Origin of the sequence: Nocardioides caldifontis, assembly GCF_008087345.1 — a bacterium.
In the GTDB taxonomy this organism is placed as follows: Bacteria; Actinomycetota; Actinomycetes; order Propionibacteriales; family Nocardioidaceae; genus Marmoricola_A; species Marmoricola_A caldifontis.
Map to the genome: position 1 here is coordinate 460552 of NZ_VHIB01000008.1, position 16990 is coordinate 477541.

General features: G+C 71.4%; 12 protein-coding genes. 6 read left to right on the forward strand and 6 right to left on the reverse strand.

The genetic code is table 11. The features are described from left to right. Positions 1–28: 28 nt before the first annotated feature. A complete protein-coding gene (locus tag FIP57_RS16475) occupies positions 29–913 on the reverse strand; it encodes an FkbM family methyltransferase (RefSeq protein WP_162529836.1) in 885 nt (294 codons plus the stop codon). Positions 914–1105: 192 nt separating this feature from the next. Here FIP57_RS16475 and FIP57_RS16480 point away from each other — a divergent pair, with 192 nt between their 5' ends. Continuing rightward, entirely contained in the window at positions 1106–2752 is a 1647-nt protein-coding gene (locus FIP57_RS16480; protein ID WP_148574598.1) for an ABC-F family ATP-binding cassette domain-containing protein, read from the forward strand. On the opposite strand, the gene FIP57_RS16485 is transcribed toward FIP57_RS16480, so the two are convergent. From FIP57_RS16485 to FIP57_RS16500, 4 genes are all read right to left on the reverse strand, one after another. Continuing rightward, a complete protein-coding gene (locus FIP57_RS16485) occupies positions 2733–3689 on the reverse strand; it encodes an electron transfer flavoprotein subunit alpha/FixB family protein (RefSeq protein WP_148574599.1) in 957 nt (318 codons plus the stop codon). The two genes, FIP57_RS16480 and FIP57_RS16485, sit on opposite strands and share 20 nt — an antisense overlap. Before the next feature lie 42 nt (positions 3690–3731). Further along, complete coding sequence (locus tag FIP57_RS16490; RefSeq protein WP_148574600.1) at positions 3732–4526, reverse strand: electron transfer flavoprotein subunit beta/FixA family protein; 795 nt, start codon at positions 4524–4526, stop codon at positions 3732–3734. A gap of 143 nt (positions 4527–4669) precedes the next feature. Beyond that, a complete protein-coding gene (locus FIP57_RS16495) occupies positions 4670–5152 on the reverse strand; it encodes a hypothetical protein (RefSeq protein ID WP_148574601.1) in 483 nt (160 codons plus the stop codon). A 96-nt stretch (positions 5153–5248) separates the two neighbouring features. Next, entirely contained in the window at positions 5249–6049 is an 801-nt protein-coding gene (locus tag FIP57_RS16500) for an enoyl-CoA hydratase/isomerase family protein (protein ID WP_238993525.1), read from the reverse strand. Between the two features lie 49 nt (positions 6050–6098). On the opposite strand from FIP57_RS16500, the gene glgX reads away from it, so the two are divergent. Both glgX and FIP57_RS16510 read left to right on the forward strand, forming a co-directional pair. Further along, positions 6099–8243, forward strand: coding sequence for a glycogen debranching protein GlgX (gene glgX / locus FIP57_RS16505; protein ID WP_148574602.1), 2145 nt, complete (start codon positions 6099–6101; stop codon positions 8241–8243). Between the two features lie 46 nt (positions 8244–8289). Further along, positions 8290–9156 carry a hypothetical protein gene (locus FIP57_RS16510; protein WP_148574603.1) on the forward strand — a complete coding sequence of 289 codons (867 nt, stop codon included), beginning with the start codon at positions 8290–8292 and terminating at the stop codon, positions 9154–9156. 16 nt (positions 9157–9172) lie between these two features. Here FIP57_RS16510 and glgP read toward each other — a convergent pair whose 3' ends face one another. Beyond that, positions 9173–11758 (reverse strand): alpha-glucan family phosphorylase, encoded by a 2586-nt coding sequence (gene glgP, locus FIP57_RS16515; protein ID WP_148574604.1) that lies wholly within the window; start codon positions 11756–11758, stop codon positions 9173–9175. A gap of 128 nt (positions 11759–11886) precedes the next feature. Here glgP and FIP57_RS16520 point away from each other — a divergent pair, with 128 nt between their 5' ends. From FIP57_RS16520 to FIP57_RS16530, 3 genes are read left to right on the forward strand one after another with little or no spacing between them, the layout of a single operon-like run. Further along, a complete protein-coding gene (locus FIP57_RS16520; RefSeq protein WP_148574605.1) occupies positions 11887–13869 on the forward strand; it encodes an alpha-1,4-glucan--maltose-1-phosphate maltosyltransferase in 1983 nt (660 codons plus the stop codon). Further along, a complete protein-coding gene (gene treS / locus FIP57_RS16525; RefSeq protein ID WP_148574606.1) occupies positions 13869–15554 on the forward strand; it encodes a maltose alpha-D-glucosyltransferase in 1686 nt (561 codons plus the stop codon). Before FIP57_RS16520 ends, treS begins: the two co-directional genes overlap by 1 nt. After that, positions 15551–16966, forward strand: coding sequence for a maltokinase N-terminal cap-like domain-containing protein (locus FIP57_RS16530; RefSeq protein WP_148574607.1), 1416 nt, complete (start codon positions 15551–15553; stop codon positions 16964–16966). Before treS ends, FIP57_RS16530 begins: the two co-directional genes overlap by 4 nt. Positions 16967–16990: the final 24 nt, after the last annotated feature.

Below are 16990 nucleotides of genomic sequence, written 5' to 3' on the forward strand. Positions count from 1 at the left end.
CTCAAGCGTACGGCGTGGCGGTGGGCGGCTACTCCCGGATGCCGAGCTCCTGGGACCGGACCATCACCAGGTCGAACTCGATGACCCGGAGCGTCTTGCCGTCACGGGCCACCGGGTAGATCCCGATCGTCTCGAAGCCGGCCTCCTCGTAGACCCGCAGCTGGTCGGTGAGGAGCGGCGCCCCGTCGTACAACGGGAGGCTGGAGAGCTCGCTCTGCAACGCGACGACGCGGTCGAGGATCTTGCCCGCACCGGCGAAGACGTGGTGGTCGAACCCCTGGGTGTCCATCTTCAGGAAGGCGCGGACCGGGTCCAGCCCGTCGGCCAGCTCGTCGAGCATCGAGCCGAGGGTGCGCACCTGCACGGTCTCGGTGGTGGCGGCGGCGATCTTGCTCGACCACTGCTTGCCGAACTCGCTCGCCTCCTGCAGGGAGCTGAGCGGGCCGTCGGTGAGGTGGAGCTCGGCCTCGCCCTCCTCGGCGCCGAGCGCGCAGTGGTGGACGCTCCACAGCGGGTCGCCCTCGGCGGCCTCGGCGAGCCTCGCGAAGTGGCGGGAGCCCGGCTCGAAGGAGGCGATCCGACCGCGGTACCCCGCGTTCCGCAGCCGGCGGGCGAACTGCCCGTGGTTCGCACCCACGTCGAGCACGAGGTTGATCCCGGAGCTCTGCAGCAGCCACGTCACCTGCTCGGCGGAGAAGAACTCCCACAGCTGCTTCTGCACCGGCGCCCAGCCGCGTCGGGTCGCCTTGGGGTGCACCAGCAGGTTGACGGTCCGTCGGCCGTCACCGACGGTCACTCTCCTGAGTCGGTCACGGCCGCGCTGGACGACGTAGCTCCCCGGCTGGATGCGGTCGACGGTGAACCCGAGCCGCCTCGCGACGTCGGCCCACCCGGACTTCCTCGGGCTGCGCACCCGGGGAGCGTAACCCGAGCCCCCGGAGCGTGCCGGGGGCTGACACTCCGCCGCACAAAACGGGTTGAGCGCGAGATCCGCGTCCCGCACACTGGGTGCGCCATGGAGATGTGACCGCGTCCGACCTGCGCCCGAGGCCTCGTGCCCGGCAGGTCCGCCTCCCCCACCGGGGCCCACCCGCGGAGCACCACCATGTCTTCCTCCCTCCCCGTCCTGCCCGTCTTCCGGACCGGGCCGCGGTCGCTGGTCGCCACCGGACTGACCCGTTCGTACGCCGGCCGCACCGTGCTCGACTGCGTCGACGTCACCGCCTCGCCGGGGACGGTGCTCGCCGTCGTCGGGGAGAACGGCACGGGCAAGTCGACGCTGCTCCGGCTCCTCGCCGGGCTCGAGCAGCCCGACGGCGGGACGGTCAGCCGCCCCGCTGACGTCGGCCACCTCGGTCAGGAGCTCGTCGTCCCGCCCGGCACCACGGTGGGCGACGTGCTCGACGACGCGCTCGCCGCGCAGCACGCCGCCGTGGCCCGGCTCGAGGAGCTCGCCGACCGGCTCGGTGACGCAGGGGCCGACCACGAGTACGCCGGGCTCCTCGACTGGGCGGTGCTCCACGACGCTTGGGACGCCGACCGGCGGGCGGAGGAGGCGGCCTCGCGGCTCGGCCTGGCCCGGGTCGACCGGGGCCGGCCGGTGGCCGCGCTCTCCGGCGGGGAGCGGGCCCGGCTCGCCCTCGCCGCCCTGCTGACCCGCCGCCCCGACTGCCTGCTGCTCGACGAGCCGACGAACCACCTCGACGACGCCGCGGTGGAGTACGTCGAGGAGGTGGTCCGGCAGCTGCCGGGCGTGGTCGTGGTCGCCAGCCACGACCGGGTGCTCCTCGACCGGGTCGCCGACGCGGTGCTCGACCTCGACCCGACGCACTTCGGTGCCGACGGGCGTGGCGGCCGGCTCCGCGGCGGCGGGTGGAGCGCGTTCCTCGCCGAACGCGAGCGCGAGCGGCGCCGGTGGGAGCAGAGCTACGCCGAGCAGCAGGAGGAGATCGAGCGGGTGCGGGAGGCCGCCGCGACGACCGCCCGCCGGGTCGCACCGGGGCGCGGGCCGCGCGACAACGACAAGTTCATCCACCACTTCAAGGGCGCCAACGTGCAGCGCACGGTGGCGCGGCGGGTCCGTGACGCAGAGCGCCGGCTCGCGGTCCTCCAGCGTGACCAGGTGCCCAAGCCCCCGGCCCCGTTGACCTTCACCGGCACGTTGGCCACCGGCTCCGGCGCGGCGGTGCAGGTGCGTGACCTCGACGTGCCCGGGCGGCTCCACCTCGACCGGCTCGACGTGGCCGCGGGCGAGCGGCTGCTGGTCACGGGCGCGAACGGCTCTGGCAAGTCGACGTTGCTCAGGGTGCTCGCCGGGCGGCTCGCCCCGGCGGCCGGCGAGGTGCACGTCACCGCCCGGCGCACCGGCTACCTCCCGCAGGACGTCCGGTTCTCACGCCCCGAACGGAGCGCCGCCGTCGTCTACTCCGCGGCGGTCGGCGACGGCAGCGAGGACCCGGCCGTCCCGCGGTTGGAGTCGCTCGGGCTGGTGCACCCGCGGGACGTGGGGCGTCCCGTGGGCGAGCTCAGCACCGGGCAGCAGCGGCGGCTCGCGCTCGCCGTGCTGGTCGCACGCCGTCCCGACCTGGTGCTCCTCGACGAACCGACCAACCACCTGTCGCTGGCGCTCGCCGAGGAGCTCGAGGAGGCGCTGGGGCGCTCACCGGGCACCGTCGTCGTCGCCAGCCACGACAGGTGGCTGCGGCGTCGCTGGGAGGGGTCGAGCCTGGGGCTCAGCCCTTGCGCTGGTTGACCTGCTCGGTGACGGCGGGCAGGACGGTGTGCAGGTCGCCGACGACGCCGAAGTCGACGAGCTCGAAGATCGGCGCCTCCTCGTCCTTGTTGACCGCGACGATCGTCTTGGAGGTCTGCATGCCGGCCCGGTGCTGGATCGCGCCGGAGATGCCGTTGGCCATGTAGAGCTGCGGCGAGACGACCTTGCCGGTCTGGCCGACCTGGAACGAGTGCGGGTACCACCCCGAGTCCACCGCAGCGCGCGAGGCACCCACCGCAGCACCGAGGGCGTCGGCGAGCTGCTCGACCGGCTCGAAGTTCCCGCCGGTGCCACGACCACCGGAGACCACGATCGCGGCCTCGGTCAGCTCGGGGCGACCCGAGGCCTTCTTCGGCTCCACCCCGGTCAGCTTCGCACCCTTGCCCGCCTCGGAGGTCGCGACCTCCACCGCCTGCACCGCACCGGCGCCGTCGACCTGCTCGGGCTGGGCGGAGTTCGGCTTGACCGCGATGATCGGGGTGCCCTTGGTGACCTTCGAGGTCACCGTGAAGTTGCCCGCGAACACCGACTGGGTCGCCACCGGACCCCCGTCACCAGCAGCGACGTCCACGGCGTCGGTGATCACCCCGGAGTCGGTCTTGATCGCCAGCCGCGCCGCGATCTCCTTGCCCTCCGCGGAGGAGGACAGCAGCACCGCCGCCGGCGAAGCCTGCTCGACCAGGGTGGCCAGCACCTCGGCCTTCGGGGTCACCAGGTAGGGGCCCAGCGGACGCGGGTCGATCGTGTAGATCTTCTCCGCACCGAACCTGCTCAGCGCCGCCTTGGCGTCCTCGGACAGGTCGCCGATGAACACCGCCGACGGCTCACCGAGGCGGCGCGCCAGGGTCAGCATCTCGTTGGTGGTCTTGCGCACGGTGCCGCCGACGTGGTCGACGAGGACCAGGACCTCGCTCATGATCAGTTTCCTCTGCTGTTGAAGATGGCCGGGTCGGCGGGCTCAGACGAACTTCTTCGAGACCAGGAAGTCCACCAGCGCCTTGGCGCCCGAACCGTCCTCGTCCTTCACGATCTCCCCCGCGGTACGCGGCGGCCGGGCCTGGGTCTCCTCCACCGCGGTGTACGACGCCTCCAGCCCCACCTGCCCCGCGTCCACGCCGAGGTCGGCCAGCGACCAGGTCTCCACCGGCTTCTTCTTCGCCGCCATGATCCCCTTGAACGAGGGGTACCGGGCCTCACCGGACTGGTCGGTCACCGACAGCACCGCCGGCAACGTGGCCTCGACCGTGACCGTCGCGGTGTCGCCGTCACGGCGGATCTTCAGCGTCTGCCCGTCCAGCTCGATCGAGGAGCCCAGCGTCGCACCGGGCAGCCCGAGCCGCTCCGAGAGCATCGCCGGCACCACACCCATCCCGCCGTCGGTCGAGGCCATCCCGCACACGACCAGGTCGTGGGGAAGCTTCTTGACCGCCTCGGCCAGCACCAGCGAGGTCGCGAACGCGTCCGAACCCGCGATCGCGTCGTCCTGCACGTGCACACCCTTGTCGGCACCCATCTGCAGCGCCTTGCGGATCGCGTCCACCGCACCGGCCGGGCCGATCGTCAGCACCGTGACCTCGGAGTCCCCGCCGTCACTGCCCAGCTTCTCCTTCAGCTGCAGCGACTGCTCCACCGCGTACTCGTCCAGCTCCGACAACAGCCCGTCCACACCCTCACGGTCCACCGTGTTGTCCGACTCGAACTTGCGGTCACCGGTCGCGTCCGGCACGTACTTCACACACACGACAATGTTCATGGCAGTGTCGGCCCGCAGAGGGGCCCCTCCTGTGCACTCGGGTTGACCGGAAGGTTACCTGCGAGTCCCGGACCGGACACCCGGTCCCGAGGTTGCGTTCGTCACGGCAGGGAGGGGTTGTCGCGGCTCCGCGGAGCCCCTCGTCAGGGGCGGATCAGCTTGTCGAGGATCTTGCCGCCGACCAGGTAGGCGACCGCGCAGATCCCCCAGTTGACCAGCACTTCCTTGGTGCGCGCGTCCTGCACGGCGTCGCGCGAGCGACCCTCGGGCTCGAAGGTCTTCAGCTCGCCGAGCAGGTTGATCCGGTCGGCGGTCTCGGTGAGGAACTCCACCACGCCGTTGCGGGCGTTGAAGTCCAGCGCCACGACGAGGGCACCGGCCGCGAGCACCAGGGCCGCCAGGACGGCGACGACCCAGACGACGGTCGCGACAGCGCTGCGGACGGTGTCGAACGACTGCTTCGCCGACCTCGCCGGCTTCCCCTGCTTCGCGGACCTCTCCTGCTTCGCCGCCTGCTTCGCGGGCTTCTCCGGCGGCCTCCCCGACGCCCCGCTGCCGGGGTCAGGCTCGGTCGCCCCCTGGGCGGAGCCCGTGGCTCCGTGGTCGTCCGGTTTCGCCTCCGCCATCGTCTCGCCCCTCGTCCGGTGACTCTCGGTTACACCCGGTGGGCCACCGTAGCCGAACCGAGGCGAACGAGGCAGCGGGCGAGCGACGGTTGCCGGTCAGCGCCCCTCGAAGACCGCCTTGCCGGGGCCGTTCTCGACGAACGAGCGCATCCCGGTCGTGCGGTCCGCGGTGGCGAAGAGCCCGGCGAACTGGAGCCGCTCGATCTCGAGCCCGGTCTCGAGGTCGACCTCGAGTCCGCGGTCGACGCTCTCCTTGGCGGCGCGCAGCGCGAGCGCGGCGGCGGAGGAGAACTGGCGCGCCCAGGCGACGGCCTCCTCGTAGACCCGCCCGGGCTCCACGAGCCGGTCGACGAGCCCGATCTCGAGCGCCTCGGCCGCCTTGACGAAACGGCCGGTGAAGATCAGGTCCTTGGCCTTGCTCGGGCCGACGAGCCGGGTGAGCCGCTGGGTGCCCCCGGCCCCCGGGATGATGCCGAGCAGGATCTCGGGCTGGCCGAGCGTGGCGTCCTCGGCGGCGAACCGGACGTCGGCGCAGAGCGCGAGCTCGCAGCCGCCGCCGAGGGCGTAGCCGGTGACCGCGGCGACGACCGGCTTCGGGATCCGGGCGACGGCGTTGAACGCGGACTGCAGGTCGCCGGAGCGGCGGACCATGTCCTGGTAGGACATGTCAGCCATCTCCTTGACGTCGGCGCCGGCGGCGAACACCCGCTCGCCGCCGTACAGCACGACGGCGCGCACGTCGTCGCGCTCGGTCGCCTCCTGGGCGGCGACCCGGAGCTCCTCCTGCACCTGCACGCTCAGCGCGTTCATCTTCGGCCGGTCGAGCCGGATGGTGCCGACACCGTCCTCGACCTCGAGCCTGACGAACTCGTTCCGACCGGTCCCTGCACTGCTCACGGCTACTCCTCCGGATTGCTCCTGACGACCGGGCGGCACAATACCCACCGTGAGCCACCACGCATGGCGCTGGCAGCGCCTCGGCGAGACCACGCCCGTCTGGCCCGGGGAGCACTCACCGCTCGGCGCGACGTGGGGGCCGGACGCGACGAACTTCGCGGTCTTCTCCCCCGAGGCGACCGTGATGTGGGTCTGCCTCTTCGACGAGGACGGGCACGAGACGCGCCACCAGCTGACCGAGCACACCCTCGGCGTCTGGCACGGCGCCGTCCCGGGAGTCCCGGTCGGCCAGCTCTACGGGTTCCGGGCCGACGGTCCGTGGGAACCGGCCCGGGGGCTGAGGTTCAACCCCGGCAAGCTCCTGCTCGACCCGTACGCCAAGGCGATCGCCGGAAGCGCGGACCCGACGAGCCCCGCGGTGCTCGGCCACGACCCGGCCGACCCGGCGCACCGCAACGAGCTGGACTCGGCGCCGGTGGTCCCGCGGTGCGTGGTGACCCGCGACGACTTCGACTGGGGCGACGACCGGCGCCCGGGGTGGCGGTGGCACGAGACGGTCGTCTACGAGCTGCACGTCAAGGGGTTCACCCACCTCCACGACCGGGTCCCCGAGGAGCTCCGCGGCACCTACGCCGGGCTCGCGTCTCCCCCGGTGATCGACTACCTGCGGGACCTCGGGGTCACCGCGGTCGAGCTGCTGCCGGTGCACCACTTCCTCAGCGAGCCCGAGGTGACCGCACGGGGGCTCTGCAACTACTGGGGCTACAACTCGATCGGTTTCTTCGCCCCGCACGGTCCCTACAGCGCGAGCGGCGACCGGGGCCAGCAGGTGACCGAGTTCAAGCAGATGGTCCGGCAGTTCCACGAGGCCGGTATCGAGGTGCTGCTCGACGTCGTCTACAACCACACCGCCGAGGGCGGGCCGACCGGTCCGACGTACTCCTTCCGCGGGCTCGACGACGTCGGCTTCTACAAGCGGTCCAGCGGCGCGCGCGACGCCTACTGGGACGTGACCGGCTGCGGCAACACGGTCAGCTCGTCGAACCTCGGGGCGCTCCGGCTGATCCTCGACTCGCTGCGCTACTGGGTCACCGAGATGCACGTCGACGGGTTCCGCTTCGACCTCGCGTCCGCGCTCGCGCGCGACGACTTCGAGTTCACCCAGCGCAGCTCGTTCCTCTCGGCGGTCAGCCAGGACCCCGTGCTGCGCCACGTGAAGCTGATCGCCGAGCCTTGGGACGCGAGCATGGACGGCTACCGGGTGGGGTCGTTCCCGCCGCCGTGGGTGGAGTGGAACGACCGCTACCGCGACGCGGTCCGCGACTTCTGGCGCGCGGGCTCGGGCGGGAGCCGCGAGATGGCCTCGCGGCTCGCCGGCTCCTCCGACATGTACGCCGACGACGCCCGCTCGCCCTACGCCTCCCTCAACTTCGTCACCGCCCATGACGGGTTCACCCTGCGCGACCTGGTCTCCTACAACCACAAGCACAACGAGGCCAACGGCGAGGACAACCGCGACGGGACCGACAACAACCGGTCGTGGAACCACGGCGTCGAGGGCGAGACCGACGACGAGGCGGTGGTCGCGGTCCGTCGGCGGCAGGCGGCCAACCTGATGGCCACGCTGTGCCTCTCGAGCGGCGTCCCGATGATCACCGCCGGCGACGAGCGGGGGCGGACGCAACGCGGCAACAACAACGCCTACTGCCAGGACAACGAGGTCTCCTGGGTCGACTGGCGTCCCGACGACGCGTGGCTCGACCTCCACGCAGTCACCAAGCAGGCCCTGCGGCTCCGCCGCGAGCACCCGACGCTGCGCCAGCGGCACCACTTCGTGGGCAGCCCCACGATCCCGGGCGGGCCGAAGGACCTCGCGTGGATCCACCCCGAGGGCCGAGAGATGACCGAGTCCGACTGGTACGACGAGTCGCTGCACCTGATCGGGATGTTCCTCTCGGGCAACCCGCTCCGCTCCCCGGGGCCACGGGGCGAGCAGCTCAGCGACGCGTCGTTCCTGCTCTGGCTCAACGCCCAGGACGGCGACTGCGAGGTGCAGCTCCCCGCGAACGACTGGGTCGCCGAGGGCGAGGTGGTGCTGTCCACCGACCCGGGCCACTGCGTCGGCGACCGCGTGGCGGCGGGGAGCAGGTTCCTGCTCCGCGCGCAGTCGCTGGTCCTCCTGCGGGGCGCGTGACGATCGTCCCTGGCCCGGGAGACCGGTGCTCCCTAGCGTGCGGGCCATGACCCGGTCGCCGCGTCGGTCCCGTGCCCTGCCGGCCGTGGCCGCGCTCGCGCTGGCGCTGCTGCCCTGGGCGGGCAGCGCCAGGGCGGCGGAGGCTTCCTGGAGCCGGGTGGGGACCGGCATCCTCCAAGGGGTGAGCGGGCTCGCCCCGCACTCGGCCGGCGGCTGGGTGATGGTCCGCGACAACAAGTCGTCCGGGCAGAACCGGGTCGCGCTCCTCGGCACCAACGGCTCGGTCCGCGAGCTCAGCTGGCCGGGGTCGGCGCCGCAGGATCTGGAGGCCATCGACGACGTCCCCGGGCAGCCGGGCCGCTACGCCGTGGTGACCAGCTCGGGTGCCGGCCGGATCATCGCCATCGAGGGCACGACGCTGCGGGTCGTCCGCTCCTTCACCCTGCCGGCCGGCCGCACCGAGAACGAGGCGTTCGTCCTGGTGCGGTTCGGGACCACGAACGTCGCCCTCTGGGGCAACCGGGGCTCCTCCAGCACCCCGGGCCGGCTCTTCGCGTCGGTGTTCAACGTCGGCAAGGGCACCTTCGGGACGGTGGTCAACGCCAACGTCCGGGTCCCCTACCCGACGGCGAGCGTCCGGCACGTCTCCGACGCCGAGGTGGTCGGCGGGCGGATCATCGTGTCGTCGGCCTCCGACCGCGGGAACAACGGCCCGTTCGAGTCCGCGCTGTACGACGTCGGCGGGCTCACCTTCTCCTCCGGCCGGCCCAGGCTGGCGATGCGCACGCCGCTCTCCCTCGCGACCTACGCCGGCCACAAGATCGAAGGCATCACCTGCTCCGGCTCGACCGGGCTGATGGGCACCGACGACGAGAACCTCGGCGGGTTCACGGCGCCGGCGCCCTTCTGCTGAGCCGCGCCCGAGCGCGTCAGGCAGGGGGCAGCGCCACCAGCCCGAGCTCGGCGACCGACGCGAGGTGCGCGTTGCGGGGCACCACGCGGACGGTGTAGCCGAACGGGCCCGTGGTGGCCAGCGTGACGCTCCCGTCGAACCGGTGCCGGTTCGACTCATAGCTCTCGACCGGCTTCAGCGACGTCGTCTGCACCTCGCCGAGCGTGTCCTCGTCACGGACCCGCCCGTGCAGCACCTGCACGTCGACGTCGTCGGGCGACAGCTCGCCGAGCGTGACGAAAGCGTGCACCGACATCGTCGCGCCGACCTCGGGCATGTCGCCGACGCCGGCCGACTCGACGTGGTCGATGCGGACGTCGCGCCAGCCGGACACGATCCGCTTCTTCCAGGAGGCGAGCTCCTTGGCGCCGACGTACGAGCCGTTGAGGGTCCGCGAAGCCTCGGCCGCCGGGCAGTAGAGCTGGTCGACGTAGTCGCCCACCATCCGGTCGGCGAGCACCTTGGGGCCGAGCGACTTCAGCGTGTGGCGGACCATCTCGAGCCAGCGGCCCGGGAGCCCGTCGTCGCCGCGGTCGTAGAACCGCGCGGCGACCTCGTTCTCGATCAGGTCGTAGAGCGCCTCGGACTCGAGGTCGTCACGACGGTCCGGGTCCTCGACGCCGTCGGCCGAAGGGATCGCCCAGCCGTTGTCGCCGTCGAACCACTCGTCCCACCAGCCGTCGAGGATCGACAGGTTGAGCCCGCCGTTCAGCGCGGCCTTCATGCCGGAGGTGCCGCACGCCTCGTAGGGGCGCAGCGGGTTGTTCAGCCAGACGTCGCAGCCGGGGTAGAGCGGCTGCGCCATCTCGATGTCGTAGTTCGGCAGGAAGACGATGCGGTGGCGCACGGCCGGGTCGTCGGAGAACCGGACGATCTCCTGGATCAGCCGCTTGCCGCCCTCGTCGGCGGGGTGCGACTTGCCGGCGATGATCAGCTGGATCGGCCGCTCCGGGTGGAGCAGGAGCGACTTCAGCCGCTCGGGGTCGCGCAGCATCAGCGTCAACCGCTTGTACGACGGGACGCGGCGGGCGAACCCGATGGTGAGCACGTCGGGGTCGAGCGCCTTGTCGATCCACTTCAGCTCCGCCGGGCTGGCGCCGCGCGCGATCCAGGAGTCGCGGAGCCGGCGGCGGGCGTCGAGCACGAGCCGCTCGCGGAGCTGCCGCTTGACCGACCAGATCTTGTCGCCGGGCACCTCGTCGACGACGTCGAAGACGGCGGGCGACGGCGAGGTGCTGGCGCCGGGCTCGGTGTTCATCCCCTGCTCGCGGGCGAGCTCGAAGACCTCGCGGGCGACCCAGGTGGGCGCGTGCACGCCATTGGTGATCGAGCTGATCGGCCGCTCGTCGGCGTCGAAGGCCGGCCAGAGCCCGCCGAACATGCCGCGGCTGACCTGGCCGTGGAGCTGGGAGACGCCGTTGGCGCGCTGCGCGAGCCGGAGCCCCATCACCGCCATGTTGAAGACGCCGGGGTCACCGCCGTCGAAGCTCTCGGCACCGAGCGCGAGCACCTTCTCGACCGGGACGCCGGCGCTCTCGTTGTCGCCGCCGAAGTACTGCTCGACGAGGTCCCTGGGGAACCGGTCGATGCCGGCCGGGACGGGCGTGTGCGTGGTGAAGACGGTGCCCGCGCGGGACACCTCGACGGCGGCGTCGAACTCGAGCCCGCGGTCCTCGACGAGCTCGCGGATCCGCTCGAGGCCGAGGAAGCCGGCGTGGCCCTCGTTGGTGTGGAAGACCTCCGGCGCCGGGGCGCCGGTGATCTCGCAGTAGGCGCGGATCGCCCGGACGCCGCCGATGCCGAGCATCATCTCCTGGCGGAGCCGGTGCTCGGTGTTGCCGCCGTAGAGCCGGTCGGTGATGTCGCGGAGCACCCCGGTGTTCTCCTCCACGTCGGTGTCGAGGAGGAGGAGCGGGACGCGGCCGACCTGGGCGACCCAGATGCGGGCGACCGCCGTGCCGCCGTCGGGCATCCCGATGCTGATCTTCGCCGCGGCGCCGTCCGCGCCCCGGAGGAGCGAGATCGGCAGCTCGTCGGGGTCGAGCACCGGGTAGCGCTCCTGCTGCCACCCGTCACGCGAGAGCGACTGGCGGAAGTAGCCGTGGCGGTAGAGCAGCCCGACGCCGACGATCGGGACGCCGAGGTCGCTTGCCGACTTCAGGTGGTCGCCGGCGAGGATGCCGAGTCCGCCGGAGTACTGCGGGAGGACGGCGGTGATGCCGAACTCCGGGGAGAAGTAGGCGATCGAGCGGGGCGCACCGCCGCCGAGCGACTGGTACCACCGGTCGCCGGTCATGTAGGTCCGGAGGTCGGAGTGGACCGACTCGAGCCGGGTCAGGAACGCCCGGTCGGCCGCGAGCTCCTCGTACCGGGAGGCGGGCACGGTGCCGAGCATCGTCACCGGGTCGTGGCCGCTGCGGTCCCACAGCTCGGCGTCGACCGAGGCGAAGAGGTCCTGCGTCGGCGGGTGCCACGACCAACGGAGGTTGCCCGCCAGCTCGCCGAGGGCGCTCAGGGTCTCCGGAAGGACGGGGCGGACGGTGAATCGTCGGATGGCTCGCACCCGCGAACCGTAACGCAGGTGGATCGTTCCAATCCACGCAAGGGACCGGAAATGGCACAGGACACAGGTCCTGTCTGGGGCCCTCACAGGGGATGGTTCAGACGAAGGTCCCTGGGTAGTTTCGGGCCATGGTTGGACGGATCCCGATCCTGGACGTCACCCCACAGCTCGAAGGAGGCAGCCACCCCGCCAAGGCAGCCGTCGGCGAGCCCTTCGAGGTCTCGGCCCTGGTGATCCGCGAAGGCCACGACGCGCACGCCGCAGAGGTCGTCCTCATCGACCCCGACGGCACCAGGCGCCCCCCTCAGCTCATGCGCCGCGACCCCACCGAGGCCGACCGCTACCGCGCGACGGTCGTCGGCGACACCGTGGGGCCGTGGGGGTTCGAGATCCACGGCTGGAGCGACCCCTTCGGGACCTGGCGCCACCACGCGGAGATCAAGATCCCCGCCGAGATCGACGTCGAGCTCGTCTTCACCGAGGGTGCGCTCCTCCTCGAGCGCGCCGCCGAGGACGTGCCCTCCTCCCAGGCGACGGTGCTCCGCGACGCCGCCACGGCGCTGCGCGACACGGGCCGGCCCAACCAGGTGCGGCTCGCCGCCGGGCTCGCCCCCGAGGTCGCCGAGGTCCTCGCCGTCCACCCGGTCCGTGAGCTGGTGACCGTCGCCGGCCCCTTCCCCTTCTACGTCGACCGTGAGCGGGCGCTCTACGGCGCGTGGTACGAGTTCTTCCCGCGCTCCGAGGGCGCCACCGTCGCCGACGACGGCAAGGTCGTCAGCGGCACCTTCCGCACCGCGGCCGAGCGGCTCCCCGCCGTCCGCGAGATGGGGTTCGACGTCATCTACCTGCCGCCGATCCACCCGATCGGCAAGGTCAACCGCAAGGGGCGCAACAACACCCTCAACCCCGGGCCCGACGACGTCGGCTCTCCGTGGGCCATCGGCTCCGACGAGGGCGGCCACGACGCCGTCCACCCCGACCTCGGCACGATCGACGACTTCGACGCGTTCGTCGCCCGGGCCCGCGAGCTCGGCCTCGAGGTCGCGCTCGACCTCGCGCTCCAGGCGGCGCCCGACCACCCCTGGGTCACGGAGCACCCGGAGTTCTTCACCACCCGCGCCGACGGGACGATCGCCTACGCCGAGAACCCGCCGAAGAAGTACCAGGACATCTACCCGATCAACTTCGACAACGACGCCGAGGGGATCTACGCCGAGGTGCTGCGGGTCGTGCGCCACTGGATGGACCACGGCGTCCGGATCTTCCGGGTCGACAACCCGCACACCAAGCCGGTGGCGTTCTGGGAGCGGCTGCTCGGCGAGATCCGGCGCACCGATCCGGACGTGGTGTTCCTCTCCGAGGCGTTCACCCGGCCGTCGATGCTCCAGGCGCTCGGGATGATCGGCTTCCACCAGAGCTACACCTACTTCACCTGGCGCACGACGAAGGAGGAGATCGAGTCCTACTTCCAGGAGGTCTCCCGCGAGACCGCCCACCGGGTGCGGCCGAACTTCTTCGTCAACACCCCCGACATCCTCCACGAGTACCTCCAGTACGGCGGGCCGCCGGCGTTCAAGATCCGCGCCGCCCTCGCCGCGCTCGGCTCCCCCAGCTGGGGGATGTACGCCGGCTACGAGCTGTTCGAGCACGTGGCCGTGCGTCCCGGGTCGGAGGAGTACCTCGACTCGGAGAAGTACCAGATCCGGATCAGGGACTGGAAGGACGCCGAGGCGTCGGGACGGTCGCTGGCGCCGTACATCACGATGCTGAACCACACGCGCGAGCGGCACCCGGCGCTGCACCAGCTGCGCAACCTCCACGTCCACTCCTCGGAGGACGACGCGATCGTCGTCTTCTCCAAGGCGACCTTCCACGCCGACGGCCGGCCCGACGACGTCGTCATCGCCGTCGTCAACGTCGACCCGCACACCACCCGTGAGACCACCGTCCACCTCGACCTCGAGGCGCTCGGCATGGGGTGGGACGACCGCTTCGTCGTCCGCGACGAGGTGACGGGGCAGGACTGGACGTGGGGCGCGCACAACTACGTCCGGCTCGACCCCTTCTACGAACCCGCCCACATCCTGAGCGTGAGGAGCGCGACCGCCTGATGACGACCGAGATGGAGACGCAGCCAGACTGGTTCAAGACCGCCGTCTTCTACGAGGTCCTCGTCCGCTCCTTCCGCGACAGCGACGGTGACGGCGTGGGTGACTTCAAGGGGCTGACGGAGAAGCTCGACTACCTGCAGTGGCTCGGCGTCGACTGCCTGTGGGTGCCGCCGTTCTTCACTTCCCCCCTGCGGGACGGCGGCTACGACGTCGCCGACTACACCGGCGTGCTGCCGGAGGTCGGCACGATCGACGACTTCCACGAGTTCCTCGACGAGGCCCACAAGCGCGACATCCGCGTGATCATCGACTTCGTCATGAACCACACCAGCGACCAGCACCCGTGGTTCCAGGAGTCCCGGCAGAATCCGGACGGGCCGTACGGCGACTTCTACGTCTGGTCCGACACCGACGAGCTCTACCAGGAAGCCCGCATCATCTTCGTCGACACCGAGAGCTCCAACTGGACCTGGGACCCGGTGCGCCAGCAGTACTTCTGGCACCGCTTCTACAGCCACCAGCCGGACCTCAACTTCGACAACCCCCGGGTCCACGAGGCGATGCTCGAGGCGCTGTCCTTCTGGCTCGACATGGGCATCGACGGGTTCCGGCTGGACGCCGTGCCCTACCTCTACGAACGGCCGGGCACCAACGGCGAGAACCTCCCGGAGACCCACGACTTCCTCAAGAAGGTCCGCAAGTACGTCGACGACAACTACCCCGGCCGCGTGCTGCTCGCCGAGGCCAACCAGTGGCCTGCCGACGTGGTCGACTACTTCGGCGACTTCGAGTCCGGTGGCGACGAGTGCCACATGTGCTTCCACTTCCCGGTGATGCCCCGCATCTTCATGTCGGTCCGACGAGAAAGCCGGTTCCCGATCTCCGAGATCATGGAGCAGACGCCGGAGATCCCGTCCGGCTGCCAGTGGGGCATCTTCCTCCGCAACCACGACGAGCTGACGCTCGAGATGGTGACCGACGAGGACCGCGACTACATGTGGGGCGAGTACGCCAAGGACCCACGGATGAAGGCGAACATCGGCATCCGGCGCCGGCTCGCCCCGCTGCTCGACAACGACACCAACCAGATGGAGCTGTTCACCGCGCTCCTCCTCTCGCTGCCCGGCTCGCCGGTCCTCTACTACGGCGACGAGATCGGGATGGGCGACAACATCTGGCTCGGTGACCGCGACGGCGTCCGCACCCCCATGCAGTGGACCGCCGACCGCAACGCCGGCTTCTCCTCGGTGACTCCCGGCAAGCTGCACCTGCCGGTCATCCAGGACCCGGTCTTCGGCTACCAGCGCGTGAACGTCGAGACCGAGCTGGAGAACACCTCCTCGCTGCTGCACTGGACCCGGCGGATGATCCACGTCCGCAAGAACCACCCCGCCTTCGGGCTCGGCAGCTTCACCGACCTCGGCGGCTCGAACCCGTCGGTGCTCTCCTACACCCGCGAGCACGACGGCGACACCGTGCTGTGCGTCAACAACCTCTCGCGGTTCCCGCAGCCGGTCGAGCTCGACCTGCGCCGGTGGGAGGGCGTGACCCCGGTCGAGCTGCTCGGCGGCACGCGGTTCCCGCAGATCGGCGAGCTGCCCTACCTGCTGACCCTCAGCGGTTACGGCTTCTACTGGTTCCGGATGCCCGCGACCGCCCAGCTCGAGACGGTGATGGCCCCGTGACCACGCACCCCCTGGCGGAGCGCGACGACCAGCTCCGGACCTTCATCGAGAACGCCCGCTGGTTCGGCGGCAAGGGCCGCCGCTTCCGGGTCGCCGGCGTCCGGCGCCTCGCCGTGCCCGGCCGCTCCGACGCCGCGACGACCGCCCCCCTCGGGCTGGTCGCCGTGGAGCTGGTCACCCTCGAGTACGACGACGGCGGGACCGACGTCTACCAGGTCCCGACCTCGTACTACCTCGGTGAGCGGCAGCCGCTCGCGCACGCCCTGATCGGCACCTGGGAGGACGAGCAGTTCGGCCAGGTCTGGGCCTACGACGCGCTGCACGACCACGCGGCCACTCCCCTGTGGCTGCACGCGTTCGCCGACGGCACCACGACCGACGAGCTGGAGTTCCACCGGGTGGGCGACGAGCCGCTCGACCGTGATGCGCGATCGACGCTGCTCAGCGGCGAGCAGAGCAACTCCTCGGTGATGTTCGGCGAGACCGCGCTGATGAAGCTCTTCCGGCGGATCACTCCGGGGACCAACCCCGACATCGAGATCCTCGCTGCGCTCACGGAAGCCGGCAACGAGCACGTCGCCTCGCTCTTCGGGTGGGTCGACGCCCGCACCGAGGACGGCGAGCTGCTCCAGCTCGGCATCCTCCAGCAGTTCCTCCGCACCGCGAGCGACGGCTGGGAGCTGGCGCTGGCGAGCCTGCGCAACCTCTACACGACGGGCGACATCCCGGCCCGCGAGTCGGGCGGCGACCTCGCCTCCGAGGCCTACCGGCTCGGCGAGGCGGTCGCGCACATGCACCTCTCGCTGGCCGGGGCATTCCCCGTCGAGCAGTGGGACCGCGACGACCTCGCCCGGCTCGCCGAGACGATGTCGGGCCGGCTCGAACGGGCCGTCCGGGTGGTGCCGGAGCTGGAGGAGCACGCGGCTGCCCTCCACGCGATCTTCGACTCGGTGCGCCACGTCCCGGCGCCGGTGACCGTCCAACGCGTGCACGGCGACCTGCACCTGGGTCAGACGCTGCGGACGGTGAAGAACTGGAAGATCATCGACTTCGAGGGCGAGCCGGCGAAGCCGCTCGACGAGCGCCGGCGGCCCGACTCCCCGTGGCGGGACGTCGCCGGGATGCTCCGCTCCTTCGACTACGCCGCGGAGGTGTCCCGCCGCGACCACGAGCAGGCGACCGGTGACACCGACTCCCACGCGCAGGAACGCGCCCGCGAGTGGGCGGCCCGCAACACCACCGCGTTCCTCGCCGGGTACCGCGACGCCACGAGCGCCGACGTCGACCAGGTGCTGCTCACGGCGTACGCCACCGACAAGGCGGTCTACGAGGCCGTCTACGAGGCACGCAACCGACCCGGCTGGCTGAGCATCCCGCTCGCCGCCCTCGCCCGGCTCTCGAGCCAGGCCTGACCCCCACGACAGCAGGAGGCTCAC

Coding starts and splice junctions, on each gene's coding strand:
- FIP57_RS16495 (WP_148574601.1), bottom strand. CDS start 5,152: ATGGCGGAGGCGAAACCGGACGACCACGGAGCCACGGGCTCCGCCCAG.
- FIP57_RS16490 (WP_148574600.1), bottom strand. CDS start 4,526: ATGAACATTGTCGTGTGTGTGAAGTACGTGCCGGACGCGACCGGTGAC.
- FIP57_RS16510 (WP_148574603.1), top strand. CDS start 8,290: ATGACCCGGTCGCCGCGTCGGTCCCGTGCCCTGCCGGCCGTGGCCGCG.
- FIP57_RS16485 (WP_148574599.1), bottom strand. CDS start 3,689: ATGAGCGAGGTCCTGGTCCTCGTCGACCACGTCGGCGGCACCGTGCGC.
- FIP57_RS16520 (WP_148574605.1), top strand. CDS start 11,887: ATGGTTGGACGGATCCCGATCCTGGACGTCACCCCACAGCTCGAAGGA.
- treS (WP_148574606.1), top strand. CDS start 13,869: ATGACGACCGAGATGGAGACGCAGCCAGACTGGTTCAAGACCGCCGTC.
- FIP57_RS16480 (WP_148574598.1), top strand. CDS start 1,106: ATGTCTTCCTCCCTCCCCGTCCTGCCCGTCTTCCGGACCGGGCCGCGG.